Source organism: Martelella mediterranea, from assembly GCF_004342225.1.
Lineage (GTDB): Bacteria > Pseudomonadota > Alphaproteobacteria > Rhizobiales > Rhizobiaceae > Martelella > Martelella mediterranea_B.
Map to the genome: position 1 here is coordinate 84,935 of NZ_SMAR01000003.1, position 24,508 is coordinate 109,442.

The window sequence follows — 24,508 nt, forward strand, 5'->3', positions numbered from 1 at the left end:
GCGATGTTGCCTGGCTGGCTGATCCTGTTAGCGGCGTTTTTGTACATTCTGTTGTTGTTTGCTGTCGCCAGCTATGGTGATCGCAAAGCACAGAGGGATATAGCACCGCGAGCCGGTCGTCCTTTTGTTTATGCGCTTTCGCTGGCGGTCTACTGTACGTCGTGGACATATTTCGGCGGCGTTGGCCTTGCTGCTGAGCGCGGGCTGGAATTTGCCGGAATTTATATCGGCCCGATTCTCGTCTTCACTTTGGGTATGCCCGTCGTGAAACGGATCGTTTCGCTGGCCAAGGCGGAAAAACTCACCTCCGCAGCAGATTTTCTGGCGGCACGCTATGGCAAAAACCCGACGGTTGCAGCCCTTGTTGCGATCATTTCTCTGGCTGCTGCCATTCCCTATATCGCTTTGCAGCTGAAGGCTGTTTCGGATTCGGTCTCGGTGATGGTCGGAAGTGAAAGCGGCCTTCTGCCGGGCGATTCCGTGCTGGGGCTTGATTTGCCTCTGGCTGTAACTCTGGTGCTTTCCAGTTTCGCCATTATCTTCGGCACCCGCCATACGGATGCGACGGAACATCAGGATGGCCTGATCCTTGCGATTGCCATGGAGTCCGTCGTCAAACTTGTAGCATTCGGGTCGGTCGGGCTTTTTGTCGTATTTATCCTGTTTAATGGTCCGGTGGATTTGTTCTCGGCTGCTCGTGAAAACGCTCAGGCTGTTTCTGCTCTCAGTTATGAAACACCAGTCAGCCGCTGGGTCTTGCTGACTGTTCTCTCCGCCTTTGCGATATTGCTGTTGCCACGGCAGTTTCATGTCACGGTCGTTGAAAATCGTTCTGAGAATGAACTCAATCTCGCCCGTTTCATGTTTCCGCTCTATCTCGTTGCGATCAATATTCTGGTGCTGCCAGTTGCGATTGGTGCGGCCATGCGGCTTGGTCCGGGCGTTGACCCCGACCTCTATGTTCTGCAGCTTCCGATTGCCGAGGGCATGCCGATCATTTCACTGGTCACATTTCTTGGCGGCTTTTCAGCGGCCACGGCTATGGTGATTGTCTCTTCAGTGGCACTGGCGATCATGCTGTCCAACGATATCGTCAACCCGATCTTCCTGCGCCGCCGAATGATTGCAGGCGAGGGGCAGCGTCAGGATTTTTATGGCCTGCTTCTCAACATTCGGCGAGCCTCCATTCTCGGTGTAATGCTGCTTGGCTATGCCTATTACCGTCATATCGATGGTGACCGTGGCCTGTTTTCGATCGGTCTTCTGGCGTTCGCGGCCATTGCTCAGGTCGCTCCGGCTCTGTTTATCGGTCTTGTCTGGCGCAATGCCAATGCGCGCGGTGCAATCATCGGGCTGTCCTGCGGCTTTCTCACATGGGTCTATCTGCTTTTTGTGCCGAGTCTTGGCGGGCCGGATCACTCCGTTGTGGCAGGTGAAATACTGGCGCTGATCGTGCCAGGAACCGGGCTTTTCACCGGGCCTGATGCCGATATTCTTCTGAATGTCACCTGCCTTTCGCTGCTGGTGAATATTCTCGGTCTTGTGTTCGGCTCGCTCACCCGTCCGGCCAGACCGCTTGAGCGCATTCAGTCTGGCGTTTTTGTGCAAAGGCAGGCGCGGTGGCAGTCGTCGGCCCGCGGCATCGGAACCGGCGTTTCTGTAGGCGCTTTGCGTGAAACGCTGATTGGTTATCTCGGGGAGGAGCGCACAGCTCGCTCATTTGCAACCTTTGAGCGCAACGCTGGACGGAAAATGGATGACAGCGAGCAGGCTGATATGGCGCTCATTCATTTTTCAGAGCAATTGCTGGGCAGTGCCATCGGCTCGTCTTCGGCGCGGCTTGTTCTGTCTCTGGTGCTGCAGCGCGCAGAAGCCGCCTCAGGTGATGCTGCCTTTCTGCTTGATCAGGCAAGTGAAGCGCTACAATACAATCAGGGACTTTTGCAAACTGCGCTGGCACAGATTGATCAGGGGATTGCAGTTTTCGATGCGTCCAACCGGCTAACCGTCTGGAACAAACGTTTTCGTGCCCTTCTCGATCTTCCGGAAGAGGTGGGGCAGGTCGGTTACCCGCTGATCAATATGATGGGGCGTTTGTCATCTCGTGGTGATCTGACCGGCGATGAGGCCCAGGATGCGTTGCGCAAGCTGAGAGGACATGAGCAGGCCTTTCCGATGGTCCTCGACAGTGGCAGGCGCATTCTCGAAGTGCAGTCGCGTGCCATGCCCGACAAGGGAATGGTTGTCACCTTCACTGATATTACCCGCCGTGTTGAGGCAGACCTGGCCTTGAAACAGGCGAACGAAACGCTGGAGCAGCGTGTTGAAGAGCGCACGGCTGAATTGACCGAGGTGAATGCGGCGCTGCGTGAAGCCCGTGCTGCGGCCGATGAAGCCAATATAAGCAAGACCCGATTTTTTGCAGCCGCCGGCCACGATATCCTGCAGCCGCTGAACGCTGCGCGGCTTTATGCGACATCGCTGGGTGAGCGCATGCCCGCTGAAGGCGAGAACCGTGAACTGGCGTTTCGTATCGATTCTGCTTTGCAATCGGTTGAGGATATTCTGGGGGCGGTGCTGGATATTTCGCGGCTTGATGCCGGTGCGATGAAGCCGCATTTCACCAGTGTCAGCCTTGCTGAAACACTGCGCCGTGTCGAGACCGACTTTCATCCCCTTGCGGAAGAAAAAAAGCTGAGGCTGATTGTTGTCAACTCCGGTCTTCACGTTCGTTCCGATGTGCAGCTTTTAAGGCGACTGGTTCAGAATCTGGTCTCCAACGCTATCAAATATACGCCGGACGGCAGGGTTCTTGTCGGCGTGCGACGACGGGGCGAGAAGGCGGTGATTGAAGTTTATGATACCGGCATTGGTATTCCCGATTCAAAAGTCGACAGCATTTTTCGGGAGTTTACCCGGCTGGATGAGGGGGCACGCGCTGCGCAGGGGCTCGGCCTTGGTCTTTCCATTGTTGACCGCCTGTCACGCATGCTCGACCATCCGGTCAGTCTGTCCTCAGAACCCGGGAAAGGGACCGTTTTCCGGCTTTCCGTGCCATTGGCGGACGCAAGAAGTGAGCCAGCCAGCGAAGCCGGAAAACCGGCTGCGCATTCACCCGGCCATGCTCTGAAGGGGCTGAAAGTACTCTGTATCGATAATGAGACCGATATTCTTGAAGGCATGCGGGTTCTGCTCGGTGGCTGGGGCGTGCGGGTGTTTACCGCCGAGAGTGTCAAAGAGGCGAAGGCGCTTGGGATTTTGCCGGACGTGATTATTGCTGATTATCACCTCGATCATGAACGCGGAGTTGATGCGGTCACAGCCGTGCGCGAACAATGCCAGCGACACATTCCTGCCGTCCTGCTCACCGCTGATCGCACACAGGAGGTGCGCGATCAGGCCGAAAGCGAGGATATTTCCGTACAGCACAAACCGTTGAAACCAGCTGTGTTGCGGGCATTTCTCAATCAGATTGCGATCTTTCACAAGGCCGCAGCCGAATAGGCCGGTCCTAAGCCAGCTCCTTAGAAGCATGTGTTTTTCGCCAGCGCAGAGATGACCAGAGCGACAGGCCGATCAGTCCTGCTCCGGCAAGCCCTGTGATGGCTTCTGGAATATGCACAAGGGTTTGCGCAAACATGATCATGGCCAGTACGAGTATGGCGTAAAATGCGCCGTGCTCAAGGAAACGGAACTGCGAAAGTGTCTTGCGATCAACCAGTAGGATTGTCAAAGAGCGTACATACATTGCGCCAATGCCGAGCCCGATGGCAATAACTAGGAGATTCTTGGTCAGCGCGAATGCACCGACCACGCCATCGAAAGAAAAACTGGCATCGAGAATTTCCAGATAAATGAAGGCTCCAAAACCTCCCTGTGCAGCGGCTTTAGCCGTTTGTGCCTGATTGGCATCAAGTAAACCACTGAGAATTTCAACACCGAGAAAGGTGATGAGTCCATAAAGTGCGGGATAGAGAAAATCTGCCGATCGTTCTTCGGCGACCAGACCGGAAAAGACCAGAATGACCGCCAGGGCTATGCCAATCTCGATACCCTTTATCGTCGCCAGCCGGCACATCGGTTCTTCAATATGTGGGAGCCAGTGAACGTCTTTCTCACGGTCGAAGAAATAGGTCAGGCCGACCATCAACAGAAAGGTCCCACCGAAAGCAGCAATCGGAAGGTGAGCTTCATGCATGATTGCGGCGTAATGCTGCGGTTGTGTGAAGGCCAGATCGATCGCAGACATGGGGCCGATATGTGCGGCCAGCGCTACAATGACGAGCGGAAAGACGAGTCTCATACCGAAAACGGCGATGAGAATGCCCCAGGTTAGAAAACGCCGTTGCCAGACATGACTCATGTCTTTCAGTTTGTTGGCGTTTACAACGGCATTGTCGAATGACAGGGAGATTTCAAGAACGGCCAGCACCGCTGTGATAAAGAGAAAGGTCATAGCCTGGCTCGGACCGAAGCTGAAATAGCCATAGACTGCGCTTGCAATCAGCCCAAGCACTGTGGCGACCAGTGCCCACTTAAAATACGAGAGTGTGGAGGGTGCATTGTTCATGATGCGACGCCTCCAGAATTTGGAAGGTGGTTCACTGCGAACGAGAGACGAGGCAACGCGCCCGCCCGGGCGCGCGCATAGGCAATAGAATACTGATACATGATGGTTCATGTCCGCCGGCTGTTTTGCGGGCGGTACCGACATCACGAGAGCGCCGTCGAACTCTCGCCAGAGGGGCCCGGCACCGGGTTTGCCGATCACGCATTTTGATGGCTTGCGTCAGACGTTCGGCCTCGACTGTTGTGTCACGGGGCCGGCTTACGGTCTTTGACGCGGCGCAAAATCAGTCCTTTGCGCTTTCATACGTGGCAGGCAAACAAAACTTAAGCCTGAAATCACACGCGTCAAGTCCACAGGCTCAGAGGAAGTGAAACGGGATGACAAAATGGCAATAGGCTGTTTTTCAACTTGCCGATAGCTGACAGCTGGTGATAATGAAGCTCTGACAGGCGGTTATTACCGCCTTCCGGGCGGGTATGATGTAATGGTAGCCTGTCAGCTTCCCAAGCTGAACGCACGGGTTCGATTCCCGTTACCCGCTCCAATGATTTCAATAACTTAACATGAAATCGTTTCACGCGGACTTTTTCCTCCCTTTGCTTTGTGCCTGAGCGGTTATGATGACGTATGGTGCATCGTTTTGCGCCACAGAAATGGCATGCGATAGAGTTCAAAGAACGCTTTCCAGGCAGAGTAGGAAAGCATCAGCCAATAAAATGGAATATAGAAGATATCGGCATGCATCTGCTTCTTTTCGCGTGGCGACATGTTTTGGAGGCCGAGTCGCAGGAAAGCCCAGTAACTCAGCAGAATATTTATGATATCGATACCCGTAAGAAGCTGATCGAGCGAGGAAGGCTTTGCCTCCGGGTGTAGTGCTGCAAATGCCGTCATGGCGAGCGCCACAAAAAGCAACGGATGAAGCAGGGATGACAGAATCATTCCAACGCCGTTGATCACAAACACCAGAAAATTAAGTGCGCCCAGCTCGTTCAAGAGTTTTGCCGGGTCCCGCAGTGCCACCAGCAGCGTTTGCAGCCAGCCTTTTATCCAGCGCGAGCGTTGTGCTGTCCAGCTGCCGATCGTCAGAGGCGCGGTTTCGCCGGTGCCGCGCGTGATGACCCCGGAAATGTAACCCAGACGGTGAAGTCTGAGGCCAAGATCGGCATCTTCAGCAACGTTGAAGGGATCCCAGGCCCGGCATTTCCAGAGTAGTTCCGTTTTGAAATGGTTGGACGTGCCTCCAAGCGGCATGGGAAAACGGTGACGAGCCAGAAATGGCAATATACCGCGAAACAGGCCCGCATATTCGCATGCGAATAAGGCCGTCATCCAGCTGTGTGAAAGGTTGGTGATGACAAGTGGTGCTTGCAGACACGCCAGATTTTCTGGGCCTGTCCTGAAACCATGCCATGCTTCAAGCAGCTGATCGGGATGCGGCCGGTCCTCGGCATCATAAAGGGTCAACAGCGTGCCGCGCGCGCCGGAAAGCGCATAGGTCAGGGCTTTGGGTTTTGTGCGTGGATTGGCCGCTGGAACAGCGACAACCTCAAAACACGGGGGCAAATCGAGCGCCGTGATCGCTGCGATTGTTTCATCGTCGTCAGCTTCGCAAACAAGTTTGATATCGAGTTTCGAGCGTGGCCAGTTCAGCCGGAGCAGATTTTCCGTCAGTTGCCGCACCATATTTGCTTCCCGGTAAAGCGCGACCATGATTGTGTAAGTCGGCAGGGCGTTGTCCGGCTTTAATAACGGCACTGTGGCGCATGGCTTTACCAGACGGACCGAGGCGATGCGCAGTAACATCATCAGAAGGTAGAGTGACGTCATGGTGATATGAATCACGAGAAGGGTCGTCACCGGAAAAATAAGAAGGCTCGTGATGAGGCCAGCAAGGCTACCGCCCAAGAGAAATCCCTGTTTGCCCCAGAAGACGATCCGGGCGGAAAAATGCGGTTTCCAGGAAAATAGCCGGTTGATTGTATGGTGCAACCGGCGTTTGGCGCCGACCTTCCAGACGACCTCCCGCATGGCATGCGGCGTTGTCACCACCACCTTCCATCGCAGCCGGGGGTGCGCTTGCAGCCGCGCCATGAAGCTTCTGAGGCCACTTGCCTTGGGCACGATGGCAAAGCGGCTTTGCCCGCTTTTCTCCTCCAGTCTCAGGCCGCCTGAGTTGATCAAAATGAGATCAATCAGCGGACGATCACTGACGCTGTCGACGTCGAGACTGCTCCTGAAGGGAAGCCCAAGATATTTTGCCAGTCGCTTATAATAATCGTCAATTCGGATATCACCCGATGCGAGAAACTCGTCCTCCACTGTTGTCTGGTTTCTGATTGCCTTTCCATATGCGGCTTCAACCCTGCACTGCGGGAAACCTATCCTGATTAAAAGTCGCATTTCCTGCGAAAGGGACGCGGTGGAAACCTCTACTCTATCACTCTTTTCCGGGCACAATTGTGCAGCATCTGCACGCGCTGATTCTGGCATGCCTGACCTCTGATGTCTGAAATTGCCCCCTGCACAATATCTATTTAATAATGTAATTATAGTTTATGCAACTAAGATGTGTATCTAATTGCACCTTTTGCGCTAAAACATTGCTAATACACGTATATTTATGATTGCTTTAGAAACCTGTTCCGGATCTGGTGCATGAAGCCTGAAAGTAGGATGAGGCAGGGAACTCGTTCCTTTTCCTAGGGCGGAAATGGGTGCTGTGTCGGCATATGGTTCGCCGTTGGCACTGGCAACGCTTTGTTTCGTGAAAAGATTGACAAAGCGCAAATGCCCATGCCTGGTCACCCGCAATCCGTTACAAAACGGGAGGTCGGCCAATCATCGCTAAAAACGCCGATAGCGGGCGATGGCGCCGCGTTCGAGTGCTGCACATGTAAGCTTGTCGAGTTCAAATCTGTCTCGGAAAAGTTGTAGCAAGCGAATTTCTTCCGGTTTGATTTTATGATCAACCGCCATGATTTCCGCAGCCAGTGCATAGGCCGTATCATAAAGGCGCTGCGGCAGCGTATCTTTAATAATTTCCAGCGCAATTTCCATGCCTTCCGGGCCAGCCAGAATCTCGGCACATTGATGGGCCGCATCGGTGATACGCTCCGGGTCAAATCCTTCGAAAGCGGGAAGAGAACGGGTAATGAGGCCGATACGGGACAGTTCGGCATCGCTCATGCCGCTATCGACGGCCGAGGCCATCACCATCACATAGATCAGGGCGTCATAATGGGTGAGCGGGGTCTTGTTCATGAATGGTGCCTTTTGTGTTGGAGCTGCGGGCTACTGGCTGGCCCACAAAATGCGGGCCACCCATTCTATGTCCGCCATGTCGAATGTTCTGTTTTCATGCTCCGGATTAACGGACATGAGCTCGATCTGCCTGCTAGTTTTGCGCACGAGCACTTTTGCCATGACTTCGCCGTCGCGGGTTTTAACCACGACCCTGTCGCCCCGGCGGGTGTCCGCGCTGGCTTCAACAATCAGAACATCGCCGTTGCGGTAAAGAGGCAGCATACTGTCGCCCTGAACCTCAAGGGCATATATGCCTTTTTCAGAGTGTGGCTGCGCAGGAAAGTCGACCTCTTCCCAGCCGTGGCCGACCGGGAAACCGCCATCGTCAAAGAACCCGCCGCTGCCTGCCTGTGCAAATCCTAAAAGCGGTATTGTTGCGGCCTGTGGTGGAAAGTCATCAACAGGCGGCCTGGAGCTTTCAGCGCCGAGCTCGAAAAAATCCTGAGGCCGTGTATCGGTTACCGCCCAGATTTTTGAAAGGGATTCCGTGGATGGCCAGCGCTCGCGTCCATCCTTGCTGAAACGCTTGGATTTGTTGAACGTCGTTGGATCCAGTCCCGCTTTTCGCGCAAGGCCCGATGGCGTGAGCTTGTGATTTTCCGCAAGCCTGTCGATGGCTTGCCACATAGAGCTATGAGGGAACACAGGCGGCATTCTTAAATCCTTACAAGCCCTCGGGACGATGACGGTCAGTTAAACCGATCTTTCCTGACTCGTAAAGCACTGAAAGGAATAAAATCCTGTGATGTGTTTTGCTCAATGGTTTAGGCGACCATCGCCATATTGACCTTGCCGAGCTGGATAACCGCTTGCGTGCGACTATCGACATTGAGTTTCAACAAAATTGCAGAAACATGCGCCTTCACCGTGGCCTCTGATACGCCAAGCTCGTAAGCGATTTGTTTGTTCAAAAGCCCTTCGCACAGCATCCGCAACACACGCGACTGCTGCGGGGTCAACGTCTGAAGGCGTTCCAGCATGTCGGCGACGTCCGGATCCGTTTCTTCTCCGCCTTCATAACCGGATGGCGTGTAAACCTCGCCGGCAAGAACCGTACGGATTCCTTGTCTGAGCTCATCAATACCCGCCGATTTCGAAATGAAACCCGATGCGCCGAGCGCCAGTGTACGGCGAACCGTGTCGTCATCGTCACTGCCCGATACGATCACAATCGGCAGGCTTGCAAATTCCGCCCGCACGGTAATCAGGCCGGAAAGGCCGCTTACGCCGGGCATCGCAAGGTCGAGTAACATCAGGTCTGCGTCTGGATTTTCTTTCGCCGCCTGTCGGGCACCTTCGAAGTCACCGGCTTCAACGACGGCGTAATAGGTCGCCATCCCGCTGATCGCCTGTTTCAGCGCACTGCGGAATAAAGGGTGGTCATCTGCGATCAGTATTGTTTGTCCGGTCATCAAATGCCCCCTCCCAAAGGCAGTTCACAACCCATATCATGAGTTTTCATCATTAAACACAACCGTATCGCAACACAATAACCGAGGGGCATTCATCACCGTATGATTACCGCAATTTTTAAGCTCGCAACGATAAAACACAAGTTTTTATGCTTTTTGCTTTTATATTCGCTCTATTAAACCGGATTTCTGCGCTTCCTCATGGACATTTCTGTTTCCTGCGGCTTTAAAGACGCCCGGATAATCGACAGGATGGCATCATGCAGAACCTTATTTACAAAATTGTCCGGGCCGAAGAGTGGCAGCAAGCGCGTGACACCGGAACGTATCATGGCGCACCTGTCGACAGGGCGGATGGCTTCATCCACTTCTCAACAGCCGATCAGGTTGAGGAAACCGCAGCCAAGCATTTTGCCGGCCAAACTGACCTGTTGCTTGTGGCCGTCGACCCTGGGGTTCTGGGGGCAGATCTGAAATATGAACTGTCCCGCGGCGGTGCCTTGTTCCCGCATCTCTATGCCGCGCTTTCGATGACGGCCGTTATCTCCGAGAAACCACTTCCATTGAAGGATAACGGCATGCACAATTTTGAAGGGCTGATCTGATGATAAATCTTTTCAAGTGCGGCGCACGTCAGGCTGTCTTTACGATTGATCCGGAGCGCGCGCATGCGCTGACGCTCAAGGGTATCAACAGCGGGCTTTTGCCGCGCGCCGCGCATGCCTCAGACCGGCGCCTTGCCATCAGCGTTGCCGGACTATCTTTTGAAAACCCACTGGGTGTTGCCGCTGGTCTGGATAAAAATGGCGAGGCCATATCAGCACTGCAGAGACTGGGCTTCGGCCATGTTGAAGCCGGAACAGTGACGCCGCGGCCGCAGCCGGGAAATCCCAGACCGCGGCTTTTCCGTCTGGTCGAGGATGAAGCTGTCATCAATCGGATGGGGTTCAATAATGACGGTCATGATGCGCTGGCCGGAAAGCTTTCGCGTCTGAGCACACGTGGTGTCACCGGCGTCAATATCGGGGCGAACAAGGATTCTGAGGATCGCATGTCGGATTATGTCGCTGGCGTCACGCGCTTTTCCGGGCTTGCCGATTATCTGACAGTCAATATCTCGTCTCCCAACACGCCGGGTTTGCGTGATCTGCAGGGGCGCGAGCAGCTTGATGCACTTCTGGGGCGTGTTGCTGAAGCGCGTGAAAAGGCAGAACAACGCATCCCGGTATTTTTAAAGATCGCTCCGGATCTCGATGAGACCGGTCTTGATGATATAGCAGCTGCTGTGCTGTCGAGCGGTCTCGACGGGCTTATCGTTTCCAACACAACGCTGTCGCGCGCTGGTTTGAAAAACAGACGGCTCGCGAACGAAGCCGGCGGGCTCTCCGGCGCCCCCCTGTTTCACCTTTCGACTGCTGTCCTCGCGCGTATGCGCCAGCGCCTCGGCCCCGATATTGCAATCATTGGCGCTGGTGGTGTGAATTCGGGTGAGCGGGCTTTGGAAAAAATCAGAGCCGGGGCTGACCTGATACAGATTTATTCCGGCATGGTTTATGAAGGTCCGAGCCTGATTTCGACCATTTTTCGTAAGCTGATTGCCACGCTGGAAAAGGAAAACGCCAGTTCGGTTTCAGCCTTGCGCGACACTGCGCTCGATCGCTGGGCAAAGGAACCGATTTAATTCCGGCTGCCGTTTCAGGTTACTGGCTGAGGTCCATCGACCAGAATGGCCGGTTTTCAGAATTGGGGCTGGTCGAAACGGCAACACCCATGTGTGCATAGTCGCCGAGCATGTTTTTAAGGTGTTGCGGCGAGTTTACCCAGGCCTGAAAGGCGCGTTCGGGCGTTTGCTGATACATCGCAATGTTCTCAGCGGCTGGCAATGGCAGACCGATGCGTTTGAAACGTTCGGCGACCGTCTCACTGCGGCTTGTAATATGGTTCATCTTGCCAACAAGGGCCATACGTCTGGCCTGATCAAGGGCCGCCTGCTCATTGACACGTGCGTAAGAGACCGGCGGCAAGCCATGGTCAGCACGCAACGCGTTTACCCATGGCAGGAAGGTTGATGTCATCGCCCGCGCATTCGTGTCACCTTCCGGCATTCCATTCCCCAGACCGGGGAAATCAAGCCCGCAGCCGGTGAGCGCGACTGCTGTACCTGCGCCGAGGATGCCGATGATAAAGGCCCGACGGCCCGGTTTGGAATAATGGGGCATCAGCGACGATAACTCAGTATGCGGATGATCAGGAAGACCGGGATAACGATGATCGCGCCCAGAATGAAATAGTGTCCGATTTCGCCGAGTGCCTGAAAGCCCCGGTTCCAGATGTTGACGAAGAAGTCGATCACACCATGGTAGAGGTCGATCGGGTCAATGTTGAGCGCTGACAGAATGAACCCGACAATCAGCGAGACCACCAGCAGGCGGACGATGGTACCGACAACAGTGCCGCCCAGAAACCGGTTTACTTCATTACTCATTGCTCGCCTTCTCCGTCAGAATTGAGCTTTTTAGATATAATGCATGGCAGCCGGCTTCAAGGTTTCCGGTCTTCAGGTCGCAACAATGTTTCCGCTTGCCTTTTCCCTGAAAGCGCGCCATTGGCCATGTCACTTGTTTTTCGGTTTTCGTGACATGAATATAAAGTCTTTTTCTTCGGGCGATCTGCTTGCAGACCGTCGTGCCGATTATGCGCGCATGCTGGATGAAGCCGGCGAGTTCGAGGCCGCCGCCGATCTGATGGAACAGGCGCTTGAGCGCGTGCCGGACTGGCCCGCCGGGCTGGCCATGCTGGCTGCCTTTCGCGAGCACGCAGGCCAGTTCAGTGCTGCAGTTGAAACGCTTAAAGCGTTGGATGACAAGGATGACAGTGATCTTTTCGCTGCACCCTTGAAGCTTGCGGTCCTGGGTGCAGCCAATGCGCCTGCTCATCCACCGGGCCGTTATGTGGAAGCACTCTTTGATTCCTACGCCGAACATTTTGACGAGGCGCTGACTGAGCGGCTGGCCTATACCGCGCCACAGCAGCTTGCAGCACTTCTGAATGAGGTGGAAGGCCAGGAACGCCGCTTCCGCCTCTGTGTGGATATCGGCTGCGGAACCGGCCTTTCCGGTGAAGTTCTAGCCAGTCGTGTGGACAGGCTGGAAGGTTTTGACCTTTCGCTCAACATGCTTTCAAAGGCCGCGGAGAAGGGGCTTTACCAAGATTTGCGGCCAGCAGACCTGTTGCGATGTCCGGAAAAAAGCGGCTTGTTTGGGGAACCCTTTGCCCAAGGGCGCGCCGATCTCGTGATCGCAGCCGACGTGTTGATGTATATTGGTGCGCTGGAAAATCTGATGATGAATGTGCGCCAGCTCACCGCATCCGCCGGTATGTTTCTGTTTTCTGTCGAAGATGCCGGTGAGGGGGATCATTTCCGTCTTTTGCCTTCGCTGCGCTATGCCCATTCTAGGCGTTATGTCGAGAAGCAGCTTTCTGCGTTTGGCTTCCAGATCAAAGCCTTCCGTAATGTAACATTGCGTAAAGACGGCGGGGCAGATGTGCCGGGAATTATCTTTCTGGCGGAACACATATTCGTTTGAGTGCGTTTCAGGAGACACGCTGAACAGAAACAGGGAGGCTGAAATGATTCTGACTTCTGCACTTTGTCAGGCTGCACGTGTCCTCGCACAGATCGATCGTCCAACGCTTTCGGCAGAAAGCGGCGTTTCCGACGACAAGATCAAAGCCTTCGAGGAAGGGATCGCAGATCTTGGCGATGAAACCCGTGAAAAGCTGAAAATCACGCTCGAATCTCTTGGTATTTCTTTTCTTCCGGAAGAAGGTGAGGGCGGCGTCGGGCTGCGGCTGAAATTTACGAGAAGCGAGGCGCGTCGGATTGTCAACTGGGAAGATGAGGGCGGACGCGTCAATCAGGATGATGTTGTTTGACGCGCACAGCGTTTTAGGGTGAATAGGAACCAGCCTCCGGTTGAACCAACCGGGTTTCCTTTCGCCTAACATTGTGGAGCGGCCTGCGCCTTGTCCGAGAATAAATTCCTGTCCGGCATCATGAACTCAACCCCTGATCGTCATTCGCTGCTTGAGGATGCGCAGGGGATCATTACCGGGTCGATGATTACCTGTGTCGGTATCATGATGCTTAAAGCTGGTGGCTTGCTGACAGGCGGGACCGCAGGACTGGCCTTTCTTCTGTTTTACACCTCGGGCATGAGCTTCGGGCTGGCTTTCTTTCTGGTCAATCTGCCGTTTTACTATTTTGCCTGGCGCCGGGTCGGGCTGGCCTTCACCGTTAAAACCTTTATCGCCGTCGGCCTGACCTCAGCGCTGACATCCATTGTGCCGCAGTTCGTTACAATTGGAGACACGAACCCGTTTGCAGGTGGCCTGTTCGGAGGTATGCTTGTCGGCGCGGGACTTTTGATCTTCTTCCGGCATTCGGCGAGCCTTGGCGGTTTCGGGATTCTTGGACTGTATCTGCAGGACCGCTTTGGCATTAAAGCGGGCTATGTGCAGATGGTGCTTGATGGCATGGTGCTGGTCATGTCGTTTTTCGTCGCCAGCCCATATATTATAATCTGTTCGGTTGCCGGTGCCGTTGTCATCAATATGGTGCTTGCCATCAATCATCGCCGGGACCGGTATGTTGCCATGTAGGTTTCAAAGCAGGTTTAAAAAAATCTGGCCTGAAACATCAAATACTGTCATCGTCCGCTCATGAACGAAACGGAAACATTGGCCGAAAAATCTTCTGCCGGGATCCTGCCTGACCGCTTCCGCCGCTGGTTTGCTGCCAATGGCTGGTCGCCCCGTCCGCACCAGCTGGAGCTTCTTTCGCGCGCAAGCGCAGGCGAGAACATGTTGCTGATCGCTCCGACGGGGGCGGGCAAGACAATGGCCGGTTTTCTGCCGGCGCTTTCCGATCTGGATCGCCGTGGGCCGCACAAACCGGGAACCAGGCCGTATGGTGTTCACACGCTTTACATCTCGCCATTGAAGGCGCTCGCGGTGGATATTGCCCGCAACCTGAAACGACCTGTCGTTGAAGCCGGTCTCGATATCACGATGGAGACCAGAACCGGCGATACGCCGCAGGGCAAGCGCCAGCGTCAGAAGCTCAAGCCACCGGATATCCTGCTGACGACGCCGGAACAGCTGGCACTTCTGATCGCAAGCAAGGATGCCGACAGTTTTTTCGAGGATCTGCGCTTCGTAATCTTCGATGAACTGCATTCTCTTGTGACTTCAAAACGGGGGCATCTCCTGTCTCTGGGGCTGGCGCGATTAAGACGGCTTCAGCCCCGGCTGACGACGATCGGCCTTTCTGCGACAGTTTCTGAGCCAATGGAGCTGCAGCGCTGGTTGGTAGAGCAAACCGGAGAGGTGGAGCCGGAGCCAGCTGCCGGGCTCATTCAGGTCAAGGGCGGAGCCCTGCCGGATATCACGATACTCAAGGCATCGAACCGCATTCCATGGTCGGGTCATTCGGCCCGCTATGCCGCGCCGGACGTGTATGAGGCATTGAAAAGCCGCGCCATGACGTTGATTTTCGTCAACACGCGTTCGCAGGCTGAAATCGTGTTTCAGGAACTCTGGGCAGTGAATGAAGACAACCTGCCGATCGCGCTGCACCATGGCTCGCTGGATGCTTCTCAGCGGCGCAAGGTTGAAGCGGCCATGGCTGCGGGTAAACTGAGGGCCGTCGTTGCGACATCCACACTGGATCTCGGCATCGACTGGGGTGATGTGGATCTGGTCGTCCATGTCGGAGCGCCCAAAGGCGCCAGTCGTCTGGCACAACGTATCGGACGTGCCAACCACCGTATGGATGAACCAAGCCGGGCGATACTGGTACCGGCTAATCGCTTCGAGGTGATGGAATGTCAGGCGGCGCTCGATGCCAATTATGTCGGCGCGCAGGATACGCCGCCGATTGGTGACGGCGCGCTGGATGTTCTGGCGCAGCACATACTAGGCATGGCCTGTGCTGAACCGTTCCGACCGGATGACCTGTTTGAAGAGGTCCGGACGGCGCTGCCCTATCATACGCTCTCAAGGACAACATTCGACAGGCTCGTCGCTTTCGTCGCAACGGGTGGCTATGCACTTCGTTCCTATGAGCGATATGCGAAAATCCGCGAAAGCGAAGATGGAACATTTCGCCTGACGCATCCCGATTTCGCAAGGCAGTACCGGCTCAATCTGGGGACGATCATCGAAATGCCCATGCTGAATCTGCGGTTGGTCAGACCTGGCAAGCGAACTGGTTTCGGGCGTGGTGGTCCGGCGCTGGGTCAGGTGGAGGAGTATTTCATTGAAAGCCTGAGTCCCGGCGATACGTTTCTTTTCTCCGGTAAGGTTCTGCGTTTTGAGGGGATCCGTGAAAGCGAGTGCCTCGTTTCTGCGGCCTATGACAAGGATCCGAAGATCCCGTCTTATGCGGGTGGCAAGTTTCCGCTTTCGACTTATCTTGCCGATGGCGTGCGGGCGATGCTGGATGATTCTGACCGGCGCAAGGTGTTGCCGGCTCCGGTGCGGGAATGGCTTTCACTTCAGGCTGAACACTCTCTGCTCCCCAGACGCGACGAATTGCTCGTCGAAACGTTTCCGCTGGATAATCGGTTCTATCTGGTTGCCTATCCTTTTGAGGGGCGGCTTGCTCATCAAACACTTGGTATGTTGCTGACCCGGCGTCTGGAGCGCTTTGGAGCTTCACCGCTCGGTTTTGTGTCGACGGACTACTCGCTGGCGATCTGGGGCTTAAAAGATATGGGGGCGATGCTGGCCGGTGGTGCGCTAGACCTGAAAACGCTTTTGGACGAAGATATGCTGGGCGATGATCTGGAGGCTTGGCTGAATGAAAGCTGGATGCTGAAGCGTACGTTCCGTCAGTGTGCGATGATTGCCGGTTTGATTGAGCGGCGATATCCCGGAAAGGAAAAGACCGGACGGCAGATGACGGTTTCAGCAGATCTGATCTATGATGTTCTGATATCTCATGAGCCCGATCATATTTTGTTGCAGGCCACCCGGGCAGATGCTGCTGCAGGCTTGCTGGATATTGGGCGGCTTGGCAAAATGTTGTCCAGAATCAAGGGGCATCTGGTTCACTATCCGCTGGAGCGGGTTTCGCCGCTGGCTGTGCCGGTGCTGATGGAAATCGGGCGCGAACGTGTCAACGGCTCTGCCGGGGAAACGATGCTGCAGGAGGCTGTCGATGAGCTTGCCGCCGCCCTTGAAGGCGCAGATCGTGAGGAAGATGAATGACCTTTTGCGCCTGTGAAACGGACCGGCCATATGGGCCTGTCGCAAGTGGCCGGTTTGCGGGACATGCCATCACGTTCGATTGCTCCGGTGCTGCATATTTTCCGGAGCTTTCGCTTCTCGTCATTTCGGATCTTCATCTGGAGCGCGGTGCTGCGCATGCGCGGCGGGGCTTCTTTTTACCGCCCTATGATACTGCTCAAACGCTGAATGCTCTCGCTGCGGTGGTGCGCCGTTATCAGCCTTTGCGGATTGTTTCGCTCGGTGACAGTTTTCATGATCGCCTTGGCGCTCAGGCAATGATGCCGGAGTTGCGCGAACGCCTTGAAGAACTGGCTCAAACGGGTGAATGGATCTGGATTACCGGCAATCATGATCCTGACGGGGTCGGCGGATTGCCCGGACATGAAAGTCATGAATGGAATTTCGAGGGACTGAGCTTTCGCCATGAACCGGGTGGGGGCCCGCTTCCTGATGCGGTTGAAGGCGAGGTTTGCGGCCATTTGCATCCTGCCGCAACCTTGAAACGCCCGGGAAAATCAGTACGGCGGCCTTGCTTTGCTGCAGACGACAAGAGGCTGATGCTGCCTGCATTTTCGACCAAAGCTGGCGGACTCGATCTGAAGCATTCCGCCTTTTCCGGGCTCTTTGACCGTAAGAAGTTGAACGTTCACATGCTCGGGCCGGACAGGGTTTACAGTTTTCCGTTTGCAGAACTGAACAGGCGTTAGCTCTTCCGGAAAACCACACTCGCGATATAGCCGGAAAGCAGGGCGATCATCACTGCCGACAGGCCGTAAAACAGCGGTTGTTCATGAGCTGCCGTTGTGATTTGTGCTTCGAGGCCGGTTTTGACCACATCAAGCGGAAGATTCTGAGCTGCGATTTGCTGGCCGTTCTTAAAAAGATAAGCCTGAACGGTGTGTGTGCCTTCGGGAATATTGACCGAAAGCCGCAGGCTGGCGCGAAACAGGCTGTTGGATACGAATTTGATGCCTTCCGGTTCAGAGACGTAATTGCCGTGAACATCATTCAGCCGCAGCATCGCATCGCGAAATGTTGCCAGATCGCTGGCATCGAAAAAACCAACCGGCGATATCCGCAAATGGGACACGCCGATGCCAAGCGAAGCCAGAACCTGCGGGCTTGTGATCTCATCAAGCGGGCGCGTGCTGGAAATTGAGTAGGAGCGCGGAACATGCTCGAAGGACATGGTTTCGCGGTTGACCCAGATACCGAAGACACGCTCCTTACGCCGTACATCAGCCTCGGCCTTCGGGCCTTCCAGAATAACGACAATATCATAGGCGCCCTGATCCAGAAGTTCCGGGTCTGCCTCATTGACTGCCCCGAAAACGGTCAGATCAGCACCGGAAAAATCGGAGGTTATGGCGATCTGATTGGTCGAGGTGCCGATTTCAAGCGTCTCAACATGAACATCAGCCGAGACCTGCGCCAGAGCCGGTGAAATAACCATACTCAGGAAGAGGGCAGTATAAGAGAGGATTCGTCTCATTCCGGTGCCCCCGCAAAAACGACGGAGAACATATCCGAAGGGGTGACGACAAGACCAAAGGCCAGCCGAACGCCGACGGCCAGAATCAATAATGCCAGCAATGCGCGCAGCTGCTCGCCGCGGAGTTTCTGGCCGACGCGAACACCATATTGTGCACCGACGACGCTGGAAATCATCAGAATGGAAGCAAGAACGATATCAACCGAAAAGTTGGTTGTAGCCTGGATTACAGTTGTGTAGGCGGAAACGAATATGATCTGAAACAGCGATGTACCGACCACGATATTGGTGGGAATCCTGAGCAGATAGATCATCGCCGGAACCATGATAAAGCCACCGCCAATACCCAGAGATGACGTCAGCACGCCAATCGATCCACCCAGCAGGAACACCGGAATAACGCTCAGATAAAGCTTTGATTTCTTGAAGCGCATCTTGATCGGCAGTTTATGGATCCAGTTATGCTGACCGGGACGGCGCACCATGGTGGGCTGCTTGTTGGCACTGCGCCGAATGGCGCGGATGCTTTCAGTCAGCATCAGCCCACCAATCGAAGTCAGCAGTACAACGTAGAGAATTGAAATGACCAGATCGAGCTGACCCAGCGCACGCAGAAGTGAGAAAACCCAGATGCCGAGCGTTGCGCCCACAAGACCGCCGCAAAGAAGCACGGTACCGAGCTTCATATCAAGCGTACCGCGCCTGAAATGGGTAAGCGTGCCTGAAACGGATGAGGCAACCACCTGGCTGGCGCCGGTTGCGACCGCTACCACAGGGGGAATGTTGTAAAAGATCAGAAGCGGCGTCATCAGAAACCCGCCGCCGACACCGAACATGCCGGAGAGAAAGCCGACCGCTGCACCCATTCCGAGGATGATAAAAATGTTGACCGATAGCTCCGCGATCGGCAGATAGATCATCACGGGCAGACCTCAAACTCATGTGTCGGCGGGCTTTTTCAAGCCCGTAAGGGGCGGTGTAAACTGCTTTTCTTCTTGCGCTGCATTGGCGCTCAAGTCAATTCAAAGCGGGCGAATTCACCCTTATCTGACTGGCTTTCAGGCCTGACTGTGGGCCAACAGTATTTTCACCAGTTCCGGTGTCACTCTGCCGTCCGGCTCAAACCCGTTGGCTTGCTGAAATGCACGGATGGCGGCATCTGTGCGCTTTCCCAGCAGGCCGTCGGCGGGCCCGGCATCATACCCCTGATTGTTGAGCATCGTCTGCAAGTCGCGGATAACGGCCTGTTTGTCGGCAACCGGTTTTGGTTTTGCAGATGCTTCGGCGCGTTGCCAGCCTGGCGGCGTTTTTACGGTATTGGCACTGGCTTTCGGGGTTTCAGGCTTCCACTCCGCAACATCCGCCTTGCCGCGCTTCAGTTCCTCCGGTGAAAGGGCTTCTGCCACCTCGTCGCGGCGCTTTGCGGCTTCAGCGTCCCCTGCTTTTGCAGCGATCGCAAACCATTTGTATGATTGCACCAGATCGGCGTTCACCCCCGCGCCACGGGCGTAAAGAATTGCCAGATTGAACTGACTGTCGGCCACGCCGTGGCTGGCGGCTGCCTTGAACCAGCGTGCTGCTTGCTGAACGTCCGGTGTACCGGTGGCCGCGCCGTTGGCCTGAAGAACAGCAAGGTTATGCATGGCGCGGATATTTCCTGCCTCCGCCGCCTTCTGGTAAAATTCTATTGCGGCGTTCAGGTTCTGAGGAACACCGTTGCCTTTTTCATAAAGGCTTCCAATGCTGAAGGCAGCCAGTGCAGAACCTTTCTCTGCAGCACGGTCAAACCATTCGGCAGCCGTTGACATGTCTTTTGCAACACCGGTTCCATCTTCATAATGAAGACCGATTTGATACAAAGCAGCCGGATTGCCCTGACTTGCCGCCGCTGCCAGCGAAGCCGGCTTCAACCCGGCGGGCACCGTGATGGCGACATCCTCGTTGGACTTTGACTGTGCTTGTGAAACTGAAGTGACCGCAGGCTCTGAAGGCCTGGTGCCAGCCTTTTGCAGCCCGGAAGCCGGATCCGGCGCGGTGTCGGATAACATATCCAGCACTTCTTCGCTGTCGACCGGCTGTTCGGCTTTATCAGCAGAGCGTGTCGCAGGATTATCTTCGGTGATTGGGCCTTTGCGTCTGGCAAGTGCCTTGCTTGCGGCAGCCTCAAACGGATTTTCCGCGCTCTGAGTTCTGATGCTGCCGGTGCTGATACTGCGATCAACGTCGGCGATGCGGAAAGCGGCTGGTTCGCCGATTGTCCCGGCTTCAGCTGTCTGAACGGGAAGGGGAGCATCCGCCGTGACGGGTACGTTTTGCGCATCTGCAGTCGGCGAAGGCGTGGTTTCAACGCGCAGGTCGCGCATTAAAACCGGCGTGTCAGCATTGTCCGTTCTGACCGTATGAACCGCAGTGACGTCGTCGTGGTCAACTGTGATCGGTTTATCGACAGAAGCGGTTCTGCTGATCAGCGGATAGGCCAGAACCGCGAGAAGAATGGCACTTGCCGCAAGGTAGACAGGCCGTCGTGACGGGGTCTGGCCGTTTCCGCCGTTGCCGCCGTCGTTATCGTTTTTTTTTCCTGAGGTGCCGCCTCTGCAGCAGTGGCGGCCGACCGGGCGGCACGTCTGGCTGCGGCAATGAGTTCGCCCTGTGGCGCACGGCCCGAGGCTAGCTGACTTCTGACACCGGCTGGTGTGCTGGATGCGGCCCTTTTGCTGCTTGCCTGCTGTTCAGACGCCTTCGGTGCATTTTCGCCCATTTGCCGGGCGCGAACACGGTTGAGCACACTCAGAACATCTGCGAAGTCGTCAGTGGAATGTTCAGCAGCCGGCGTACTTTCCGCCTGACCGGTTTCAGTCGTCGAAGCCTTCTTTGTTGCTGGTTCCTGTTCCTGCGCGTGGCTATCCGCATGAGCCTTGACCGCTGGCTCTTGGGTCCGGGGCGGCTCAGGCGATGCCTCAGGTCTGGTCGCTGGGAATTCAGCTTTTTCAGAAGGCGAGAAACGATCCAGCCGATCCGCGATTTTGCTGACAATGGATTTCAACTCATTGCGTTGCTCGGCTGCATCATTCCGGCTGGCTGCGTGCAGTGCCTGAAGGTCGCTGATCAGTGTTTTAAGGAGCGTATGTTCGGCATTCTGGCTTTCGGTTGTCCGGGCACCCTTGAGCGCTTCTTCTGCCGCGTATCGCGCTGCCTCGATAATGTAATCGTCATTGGTTTTCGACAGGGTTTCGATACGTTCGCCGAGCCGCTTCTCCATTTCATGGACGGGGAATTGCGGATCTGCACGGCGAATGAGCGATGTCAGTTCGCCAATCTGGTTTTCGATTTTCCGGAAAGCCTTGCCACTCGTGTCCTGAAGAGCCGCTTCCAGCCGCGTCGCAACCTCGGCAAACTGCCGGGTCAAAGCCGGATTATGGCTGGCACTTGCCAGTCCGTCGATCTTCATGCCGAGCCGTGTTTCGGAACCTTCAGGATCAAGCGCCAGAATGCGGGCTGTCAGCCGGTCTTCAAGGCCCGGCATATCCATGGCATCGACTTTTTCATGCAAGGCATCGTCGCGTTTGCCGGCGCTGATAGCGCTTACGCGCGCCGCAAGCCGCTGCTCTGCACCATTGATATCAATACGCTGGATCGTATCGACAATCTGGCGGGTGTTCTGTTGCATCTCGGCCGCACTGACGCCTTGCGGCATCGAATCGATTTTGCCGGAGAGCCGTGTGTGGCTTGTGTCGATATTTTGCTGAAGTCGCGCGAGCGTCTCTGCGCTGGCAGTCTTGTCCAGACGGCTGAGGATACGCTGCTCCGTTCCCGATATATCGATCCGCGCGACGTGATCGGCGATCTCATAGACGGCGTTTTTCAGGTCATCGGGGCCAAAGTCTTTCGGCTTTGCCTCAATAAGTGCATTCAGATGGTCCAGTCTGTCGTCGAGCCTGCGATCCAGAGCCGTTATCATCTCCTGCGAAACGGTCTGATCGAGCTTCGACGCAAGCCTGCGTTCTGTACCGGCAAGATCAATCTCGCTGACCTGTGAGGAAAGCCCGGCAATCGCCCGGTTCAGAGATTGTGTGTTGCTGTCCCGTTCGGTGCGATTGATTGCTCCGATGATGCGCTGCTCCGCGCCTTCCAGATCAAACTGGCTGAATTGTCCTGAAAGCGCCGCCATCGTGTTGGCGAACGTTTCGGTGTCGACGCTGTTTCCGGCATTTTCCACAAGACCGGCGAGGCGGTCGAGACGGGCTTCAATTTGCGGATAGCCGTTTGGTTGGCGATGCTTCTCCAGTTGCCGGGCCATGCTCTGCAGTTGACCAACCAGCTCTGACTGCCGCGCATCCTGCGCCTGTATCTGACGATCAATTTTCGTCAAAGTGTCTGCAAGTTCGCCAAGCTTGCTGTCCATGTGCTTGATTGCCGGATCATGTGCGGCTTCAGTGCGCTGTTGTGAAAGGCGCTCAAGCGAGCGATCGACATCGCCAATTCGCTTTTCAAGACTGACGAACTGGCCGTCGAGCTTTTTCGCCGCAGCCGGAGACTGTGCGACCAGGGTTTCCATCGCTCTGGCAAGCCCCGTCAGACGGTCTTCAATATCCCGCAAGTCCTGCGAATTATCCTGTGCTGCGAGGCAATGACGAACATCTTCAAGACCTTCTGCCAGCGTGATCAGCTCGTCATCAAGACGGGTCGGATCAAAGGCCGACAGCTTGTCATCGACGCGATCAAAACGATCTTCCAGCCGCTGAATGCTTTTTGCGTCGGCAAGACCGCCGATGAGCGTGCGAAGATGCTCGAATTCTGCAATCAGCTTGTCATCGTCTTGCCCGGAAGCATTTTCAATCAGCCAGTCGATTCCATCAGAAACACGGGCCAGTTCACCGCGTGTTTCACTGTCAATCTCAGCTGTGTCTGTCTGCCGGTCAAGATGAGCGAGCATATCATAAAGACCAGACAGCTCATCGCGAAGGCTTGATGTGAAGTCATTGTGAAGTGCTGCGCGAAGATCTTTCAGCGTGCGTGCAATGTCCCGGAGTTCGCTTTCGACGCGGGCAGCACCTGGATCCTGATAGCTGCGCTCGCGAAATGGCCGCTCTGCGGAACGGTTCGGCCGGCGCGACGGCGTGCGTGCGACACCATCATCAGCGCGTGCCGCCGCAGGCTGGAGCGTTTCCGAACGTGCGCGGCGGCTTTCCATAATTGCATTGAGCCGTGTTTCCAGATCACCGATCGTGCGGTTCAGGGCGTCGAGTGCCGGGCGGTCTTCCCCGCTGTCTCTGATCATGCGCGTCTGCGTCATCGCCTGCCGCTTCCCGAATATCTGGCCTGCGGCGCGCACCATCCACCTTGCGGCATGAAAATTCAGGTGCACGACCGCTTTTCAATCGTGCCCCGATCTTTCACCCAACATGGTAAAAAAGTCGTTAATTTACTGATTTTCGACGGAAGAAGCGTTCATGACGTTATCTTTTTCACGCGCCGGGGAACTGATCATTGTGGCGCCGATGATGGCGCCCGGATTGCCGTTTTGATCCCTGGACTGCAGCAGGATGACACAGCCGTCGCTGTTTTGAGGTTCCAGTACGTGGGAGGGCAGGGCAATTGTCGAGGCCTCACCATGCCACATGCCGATCGTCTGAACGTCGGTTACGATGTTCCGGTAGTCCATAACCTTTCCGGCGTTTTCGCCGCGCTCGATCTTAATGCGTTCATGGGCATTGATGTAGACCACGAGAACGTCAGCTTTCCCTTCTCCGTCACCCAGATGAATGTCAACTTCTTCATCGTTCATTCTGGCCGAGACCGGTACGCTTAGCCCCTGACCTTTGTCGGCAAGTGACCGGAGTTTTTGCTCAAGCGCGTTCGCATCTGTGCCGACAAGCTGAACCCTGCCATTGAGAACGGCCTGAGGCGTATAAACGCCGCTGCGCCCCATTGCTTTGCCATAATCATACTGACGTTCGGTGTTTTCGGGGCTGCTCATCGTGTCGGCCCAGCCGAGATAGTTCCAGTAATCGACATGGTAGCTGAGAACAATGAGGTCCTTGCGATCGGCGAGCCCGGCAATGGCGGCATCAGCTGGCGGGCATGATGAGCAGCCTTGCGATGTGAACAGCTCCACCACGCCCAGCGGTTTTTCAGAGCCAGCCGCATGAACCGGCCCCAGCGCAACGCTTATCAGCGCAGTACCCGTTATGATCGCCTGCCTCAGCACGTGTGATTACCTTTTTGCGGTCAGGAGGCCAGCCTCGACGGGTAGGCCCCTGATCAGAGATTGATGTTGTATGAAAATAAATTAGCGGTTTCCGCAATCAAGCAAAAGTCACGAACGGGTGAAATTTGAGTGTGATCATCAGATCGGTTCTCAGGCAATCAACACAAAGAAAAACCGGGCCATGTTACCGGCCCGGTTCCTCAGTCTTCAAAAGTGCTTAATGCTGA

20 protein-coding genes and 1 tRNA gene are annotated in these 24,508 nt (G+C 55.3%); 9 read left to right on the forward strand and 12 right to left on the reverse strand.

The window, feature by feature from the left end:
- The first annotated feature begins 3 nt into the window (after positions 1 to 3).
- A complete protein-coding gene (locus tag EDC90_RS03220) occupies positions 4 to 3,504 on the forward strand; it encodes a hybrid sensor histidine kinase/response regulator (protein ID WP_132308492.1) in 3,501 nt (1,166 codons plus the stop codon).
- Positions 3,505 to 3,511: 7 nt separating this feature from the next.
- Here EDC90_RS03220 and EDC90_RS03225 read toward each other — a convergent pair whose 3' ends face one another.
- Positions 3,512 to 4,570: a DUF475 domain-containing protein gene (locus EDC90_RS03225; RefSeq protein WP_132308494.1), complete on the reverse strand. Its 1,059-nt coding sequence runs from the start codon at positions 4,568 to 4,570 to the stop codon at positions 3,512 to 3,514.
- A gap of 470 nt (positions 4,571 to 5,040) precedes the next feature.
- Here EDC90_RS03225 and EDC90_RS03230 point away from each other — a divergent pair.
- Positions 5,041 to 5,114: transfer RNA gene (locus tag EDC90_RS03230), tRNA-Gly, on the forward strand.
- A gap of 71 nt (positions 5,115 to 5,185) precedes the next feature.
- On the opposite strand, the gene EDC90_RS03235 is transcribed toward EDC90_RS03230, so the two are convergent.
- The 4 genes from EDC90_RS03235 to EDC90_RS03250 all read right to left on the reverse strand — a co-directional run bounded on the left by EDC90_RS03235 (position 5,186) and on the right by EDC90_RS03250 (position 9,288).
- Complete coding sequence (locus EDC90_RS03235) at positions 5,186 to 7,063, reverse strand: glycosyltransferase family 2 protein (RefSeq protein WP_132308496.1); 1,878 nt, start codon at positions 7,061 to 7,063, stop codon at positions 5,186 to 5,188.
- 354 nt (positions 7,064 to 7,417) lie between these two features.
- The gene (locus tag EDC90_RS03240) at positions 7,418 to 7,834 is read right to left on the reverse strand and encodes a tellurite resistance TerB family protein (protein WP_132308498.1); all 417 of its coding nucleotides are present in this window, start codon (positions 7,832 to 7,834) and stop codon (positions 7,418 to 7,420) included.
- 30 nt (positions 7,835 to 7,864) lie between these two features.
- Positions 7,865 to 8,530, reverse strand: a complete 666-nt coding sequence (locus EDC90_RS03245; protein ID WP_132308500.1) for a S24 family peptidase — start codon at positions 8,528 to 8,530, stop codon at positions 7,865 to 7,867.
- 110 nt (positions 8,531 to 8,640) lie between these two features.
- Positions 8,641 to 9,288: a response regulator gene (locus EDC90_RS03250; protein WP_132308502.1), complete on the reverse strand. Its 648-nt coding sequence runs from the start codon at positions 9,286 to 9,288 to the stop codon at positions 8,641 to 8,643.
- 260 nt (positions 9,289 to 9,548) lie between these two features.
- Here EDC90_RS03250 and EDC90_RS03255 point away from each other — a divergent pair, with 260 nt between their 5' ends.
- Together EDC90_RS03255 and EDC90_RS03260 are read left to right on the forward strand one after the other, a co-directional pair.
- The gene (locus EDC90_RS03255; protein WP_132308504.1) at positions 9,549 to 9,893 is read left to right on the forward strand and encodes a DUF952 domain-containing protein; all 345 of its coding nucleotides are present in this window, start codon (positions 9,549 to 9,551) and stop codon (positions 9,891 to 9,893) included.
- A complete protein-coding gene (locus tag EDC90_RS03260) occupies positions 9,893 to 10,969 on the forward strand; it encodes a quinone-dependent dihydroorotate dehydrogenase (protein WP_132308506.1) in 1,077 nt (358 codons plus the stop codon). Before EDC90_RS03255 ends, EDC90_RS03260 begins: the two co-directional genes overlap by 1 nt.
- Positions 10,970 to 10,988: 19 nt before the next feature.
- On the opposite strand, the gene EDC90_RS03265 is transcribed toward EDC90_RS03260, so the two are convergent.
- Positions 10,989 to 11,507 (reverse strand): CAP domain-containing protein, encoded by a 519-nt coding sequence (locus tag EDC90_RS03265; protein WP_132308508.1) that lies wholly within the window; start codon positions 11,505 to 11,507, stop codon positions 10,989 to 10,991.
- Positions 11,507 to 11,773 carry a DUF6460 domain-containing protein gene (locus tag EDC90_RS03270; RefSeq protein ID WP_132308510.1) on the reverse strand — a complete coding sequence of 89 codons (267 nt, stop codon included), beginning with the start codon at positions 11,771 to 11,773 and terminating at the stop codon, positions 11,507 to 11,509. Before EDC90_RS03270 ends, EDC90_RS03265 begins: the two co-directional genes overlap by 1 nt.
- A gap of 154 nt (positions 11,774 to 11,927) precedes the next feature.
- Between EDC90_RS03270 and EDC90_RS03275 the strand changes: the two genes are divergently transcribed.
- From EDC90_RS03275 to pdeM, 5 genes are all read left to right on the forward strand, one after another.
- The gene (locus EDC90_RS03275; RefSeq protein WP_132308725.1) at positions 11,928 to 12,875 is read left to right on the forward strand and encodes a methyltransferase domain-containing protein; all 948 of its coding nucleotides are present in this window, start codon (positions 11,928 to 11,930) and stop codon (positions 12,873 to 12,875) included.
- A gap of 43 nt (positions 12,876 to 12,918) precedes the next feature.
- Positions 12,919 to 13,224: an XRE family transcriptional regulator gene (locus tag EDC90_RS03280; protein ID WP_132308512.1), complete on the forward strand. Its 306-nt coding sequence runs from the start codon at positions 12,919 to 12,921 to the stop codon at positions 13,222 to 13,224.
- Between the two features lie 90 nt (positions 13,225 to 13,314).
- The gene (locus EDC90_RS03285) at positions 13,315 to 13,950 is read left to right on the forward strand and encodes a YitT family protein (RefSeq protein WP_132308514.1); all 636 of its coding nucleotides are present in this window, start codon (positions 13,315 to 13,317) and stop codon (positions 13,948 to 13,950) included.
- Between the two features lie 60 nt (positions 13,951 to 14,010).
- On the forward strand, positions 14,011 to 16,560 hold the full coding sequence (locus EDC90_RS03290) for a ligase-associated DNA damage response DEXH box helicase (protein ID WP_132308516.1): 2,550 nt from the start codon (positions 14,011 to 14,013) through the stop codon (positions 16,558 to 16,560).
- Positions 16,557 to 17,288 (forward strand): ligase-associated DNA damage response endonuclease PdeM, encoded by a 732-nt coding sequence (gene pdeM / locus EDC90_RS03295; RefSeq protein WP_132308518.1) that lies wholly within the window; start codon positions 16,557 to 16,559, stop codon positions 17,286 to 17,288. Before EDC90_RS03290 ends, pdeM begins: the two co-directional genes overlap by 4 nt.
- Here the strand turns inward: pdeM and EDC90_RS03300 are convergent.
- The 5 genes from EDC90_RS03300 to EDC90_RS03320 all read right to left on the reverse strand — a co-directional run bounded on the left by EDC90_RS03300 (position 17,285) and on the right by EDC90_RS03320 (position 24,281).
- Positions 17,285 to 18,073 carry a TIGR02186 family protein gene (locus EDC90_RS03300; RefSeq protein ID WP_132308520.1) on the reverse strand — a complete coding sequence of 263 codons (789 nt, stop codon included), beginning with the start codon at positions 18,071 to 18,073 and terminating at the stop codon, positions 17,285 to 17,287. The genes pdeM and EDC90_RS03300 overlap by 4 nt on opposite strands.
- Positions 18,070 to 18,996 (reverse strand): sulfite exporter TauE/SafE family protein, encoded by a 927-nt coding sequence (locus EDC90_RS03305; protein ID WP_132308522.1) that lies wholly within the window; start codon positions 18,994 to 18,996, stop codon positions 18,070 to 18,072. The genes EDC90_RS03300 and EDC90_RS03305 overlap by 4 nt, the downstream gene beginning before the upstream one ends.
- A gap of 135 nt (positions 18,997 to 19,131) precedes the next feature.
- Positions 19,132 to 20,436 (reverse strand): SEL1-like repeat protein, encoded by a 1,305-nt coding sequence (locus tag EDC90_RS03310; protein WP_132308524.1) that lies wholly within the window; start codon positions 20,434 to 20,436, stop codon positions 19,132 to 19,134.
- A gap of 101 nt (positions 20,437 to 20,537) precedes the next feature.
- Entirely contained in the window at positions 20,538 to 23,366 is a 2,829-nt protein-coding gene (locus EDC90_RS03315; protein ID WP_132308526.1) for a hypothetical protein, read from the reverse strand.
- A 129-nt stretch (positions 23,367 to 23,495) separates the two neighbouring features.
- The gene (locus tag EDC90_RS03320; protein ID WP_132308528.1) at positions 23,496 to 24,281 is read right to left on the reverse strand and encodes a DUF1223 domain-containing protein; all 786 of its coding nucleotides are present in this window, start codon (positions 24,279 to 24,281) and stop codon (positions 23,496 to 23,498) included.
- Between the last annotated feature and the right edge of the window lie 227 nt (positions 24,282 to 24,508).

Bases quoted from the DNA above. Each gene is read 5' to 3' on its own strand.
- EDC90_RS03220 (WP_132308492.1), top strand. From the start codon at position 4: ATGTTGCCTGGCTGGCTGATCCTGTTAGCGGCGTTTTTGTACATTCTG.
- EDC90_RS03225 (WP_132308494.1), bottom strand. From the start codon at position 4,570: ATGAACAATGCACCCTCCACACTCTCGTATTTTAAGTGGGCACTGGTC.
- EDC90_RS03235 (WP_132308496.1), bottom strand. From the start codon at position 7,063: ATGCCAGAATCAGCGCGTGCAGATGCTGCACAATTGTGCCCGGAAAAG.
- EDC90_RS03240 (WP_132308498.1), bottom strand. From the start codon at position 7,834: ATGAACAAGACCCCGCTCACCCATTATGACGCCCTGATCTATGTGATG.
- EDC90_RS03245 (WP_132308500.1), bottom strand. From the start codon at position 8,530: ATGCCGCCTGTGTTCCCTCATAGCTCTATGTGGCAAGCCATCGACAGG.
- EDC90_RS03250 (WP_132308502.1), bottom strand. From the start codon at position 9,288: ATGACCGGACAAACAATACTGATCGCAGATGACCACCCTTTATTCCGC.
- EDC90_RS03255 (WP_132308504.1), top strand. From the start codon at position 9,549: ATGCAGAACCTTATTTACAAAATTGTCCGGGCCGAAGAGTGGCAGCAA.
- EDC90_RS03260 (WP_132308506.1), top strand. From the start codon at position 9,893: ATGATAAATCTTTTCAAGTGCGGCGCACGTCAGGCTGTCTTTACGATT.
- EDC90_RS03265 (WP_132308508.1), bottom strand. From the start codon at position 11,507: ATGCCCCATTATTCCAAACCGGGCCGTCGGGCCTTTATCATCGGCATC.
- EDC90_RS03270 (WP_132308510.1), bottom strand. From the start codon at position 11,773: ATGAGTAATGAAGTAAACCGGTTTCTGGGCGGCACTGTTGTCGGTACC.
- EDC90_RS03275 (WP_132308725.1), top strand. From the start codon at position 11,928: ATGAATATAAAGTCTTTTTCTTCGGGCGATCTGCTTGCAGACCGTCGT.
- EDC90_RS03280 (WP_132308512.1), top strand. From the start codon at position 12,919: ATGATTCTGACTTCTGCACTTTGTCAGGCTGCACGTGTCCTCGCACAG.
- EDC90_RS03290 (WP_132308516.1), top strand. From the start codon at position 14,011: ATGAACGAAACGGAAACATTGGCCGAAAAATCTTCTGCCGGGATCCTG.
- pdeM (WP_132308518.1), top strand. From the start codon at position 16,557: ATGACCTTTTGCGCCTGTGAAACGGACCGGCCATATGGGCCTGTCGCA.
- EDC90_RS03300 (WP_132308520.1), bottom strand. From the start codon at position 18,073: ATGAGACGAATCCTCTCTTATACTGCCCTCTTCCTGAGTATGGTTATT.
- EDC90_RS03310 (WP_132308524.1), bottom strand. From the start codon at position 20,436: ATGCGCGACCTGCGCGTTGAAACCACGCCTTCGCCGACTGCAGATGCG.
- EDC90_RS03315 (WP_132308526.1), bottom strand. From the start codon at position 23,366: ATGACGCAGACGCGCATGATCAGAGACAGCGGGGAAGACCGCCCGGCA.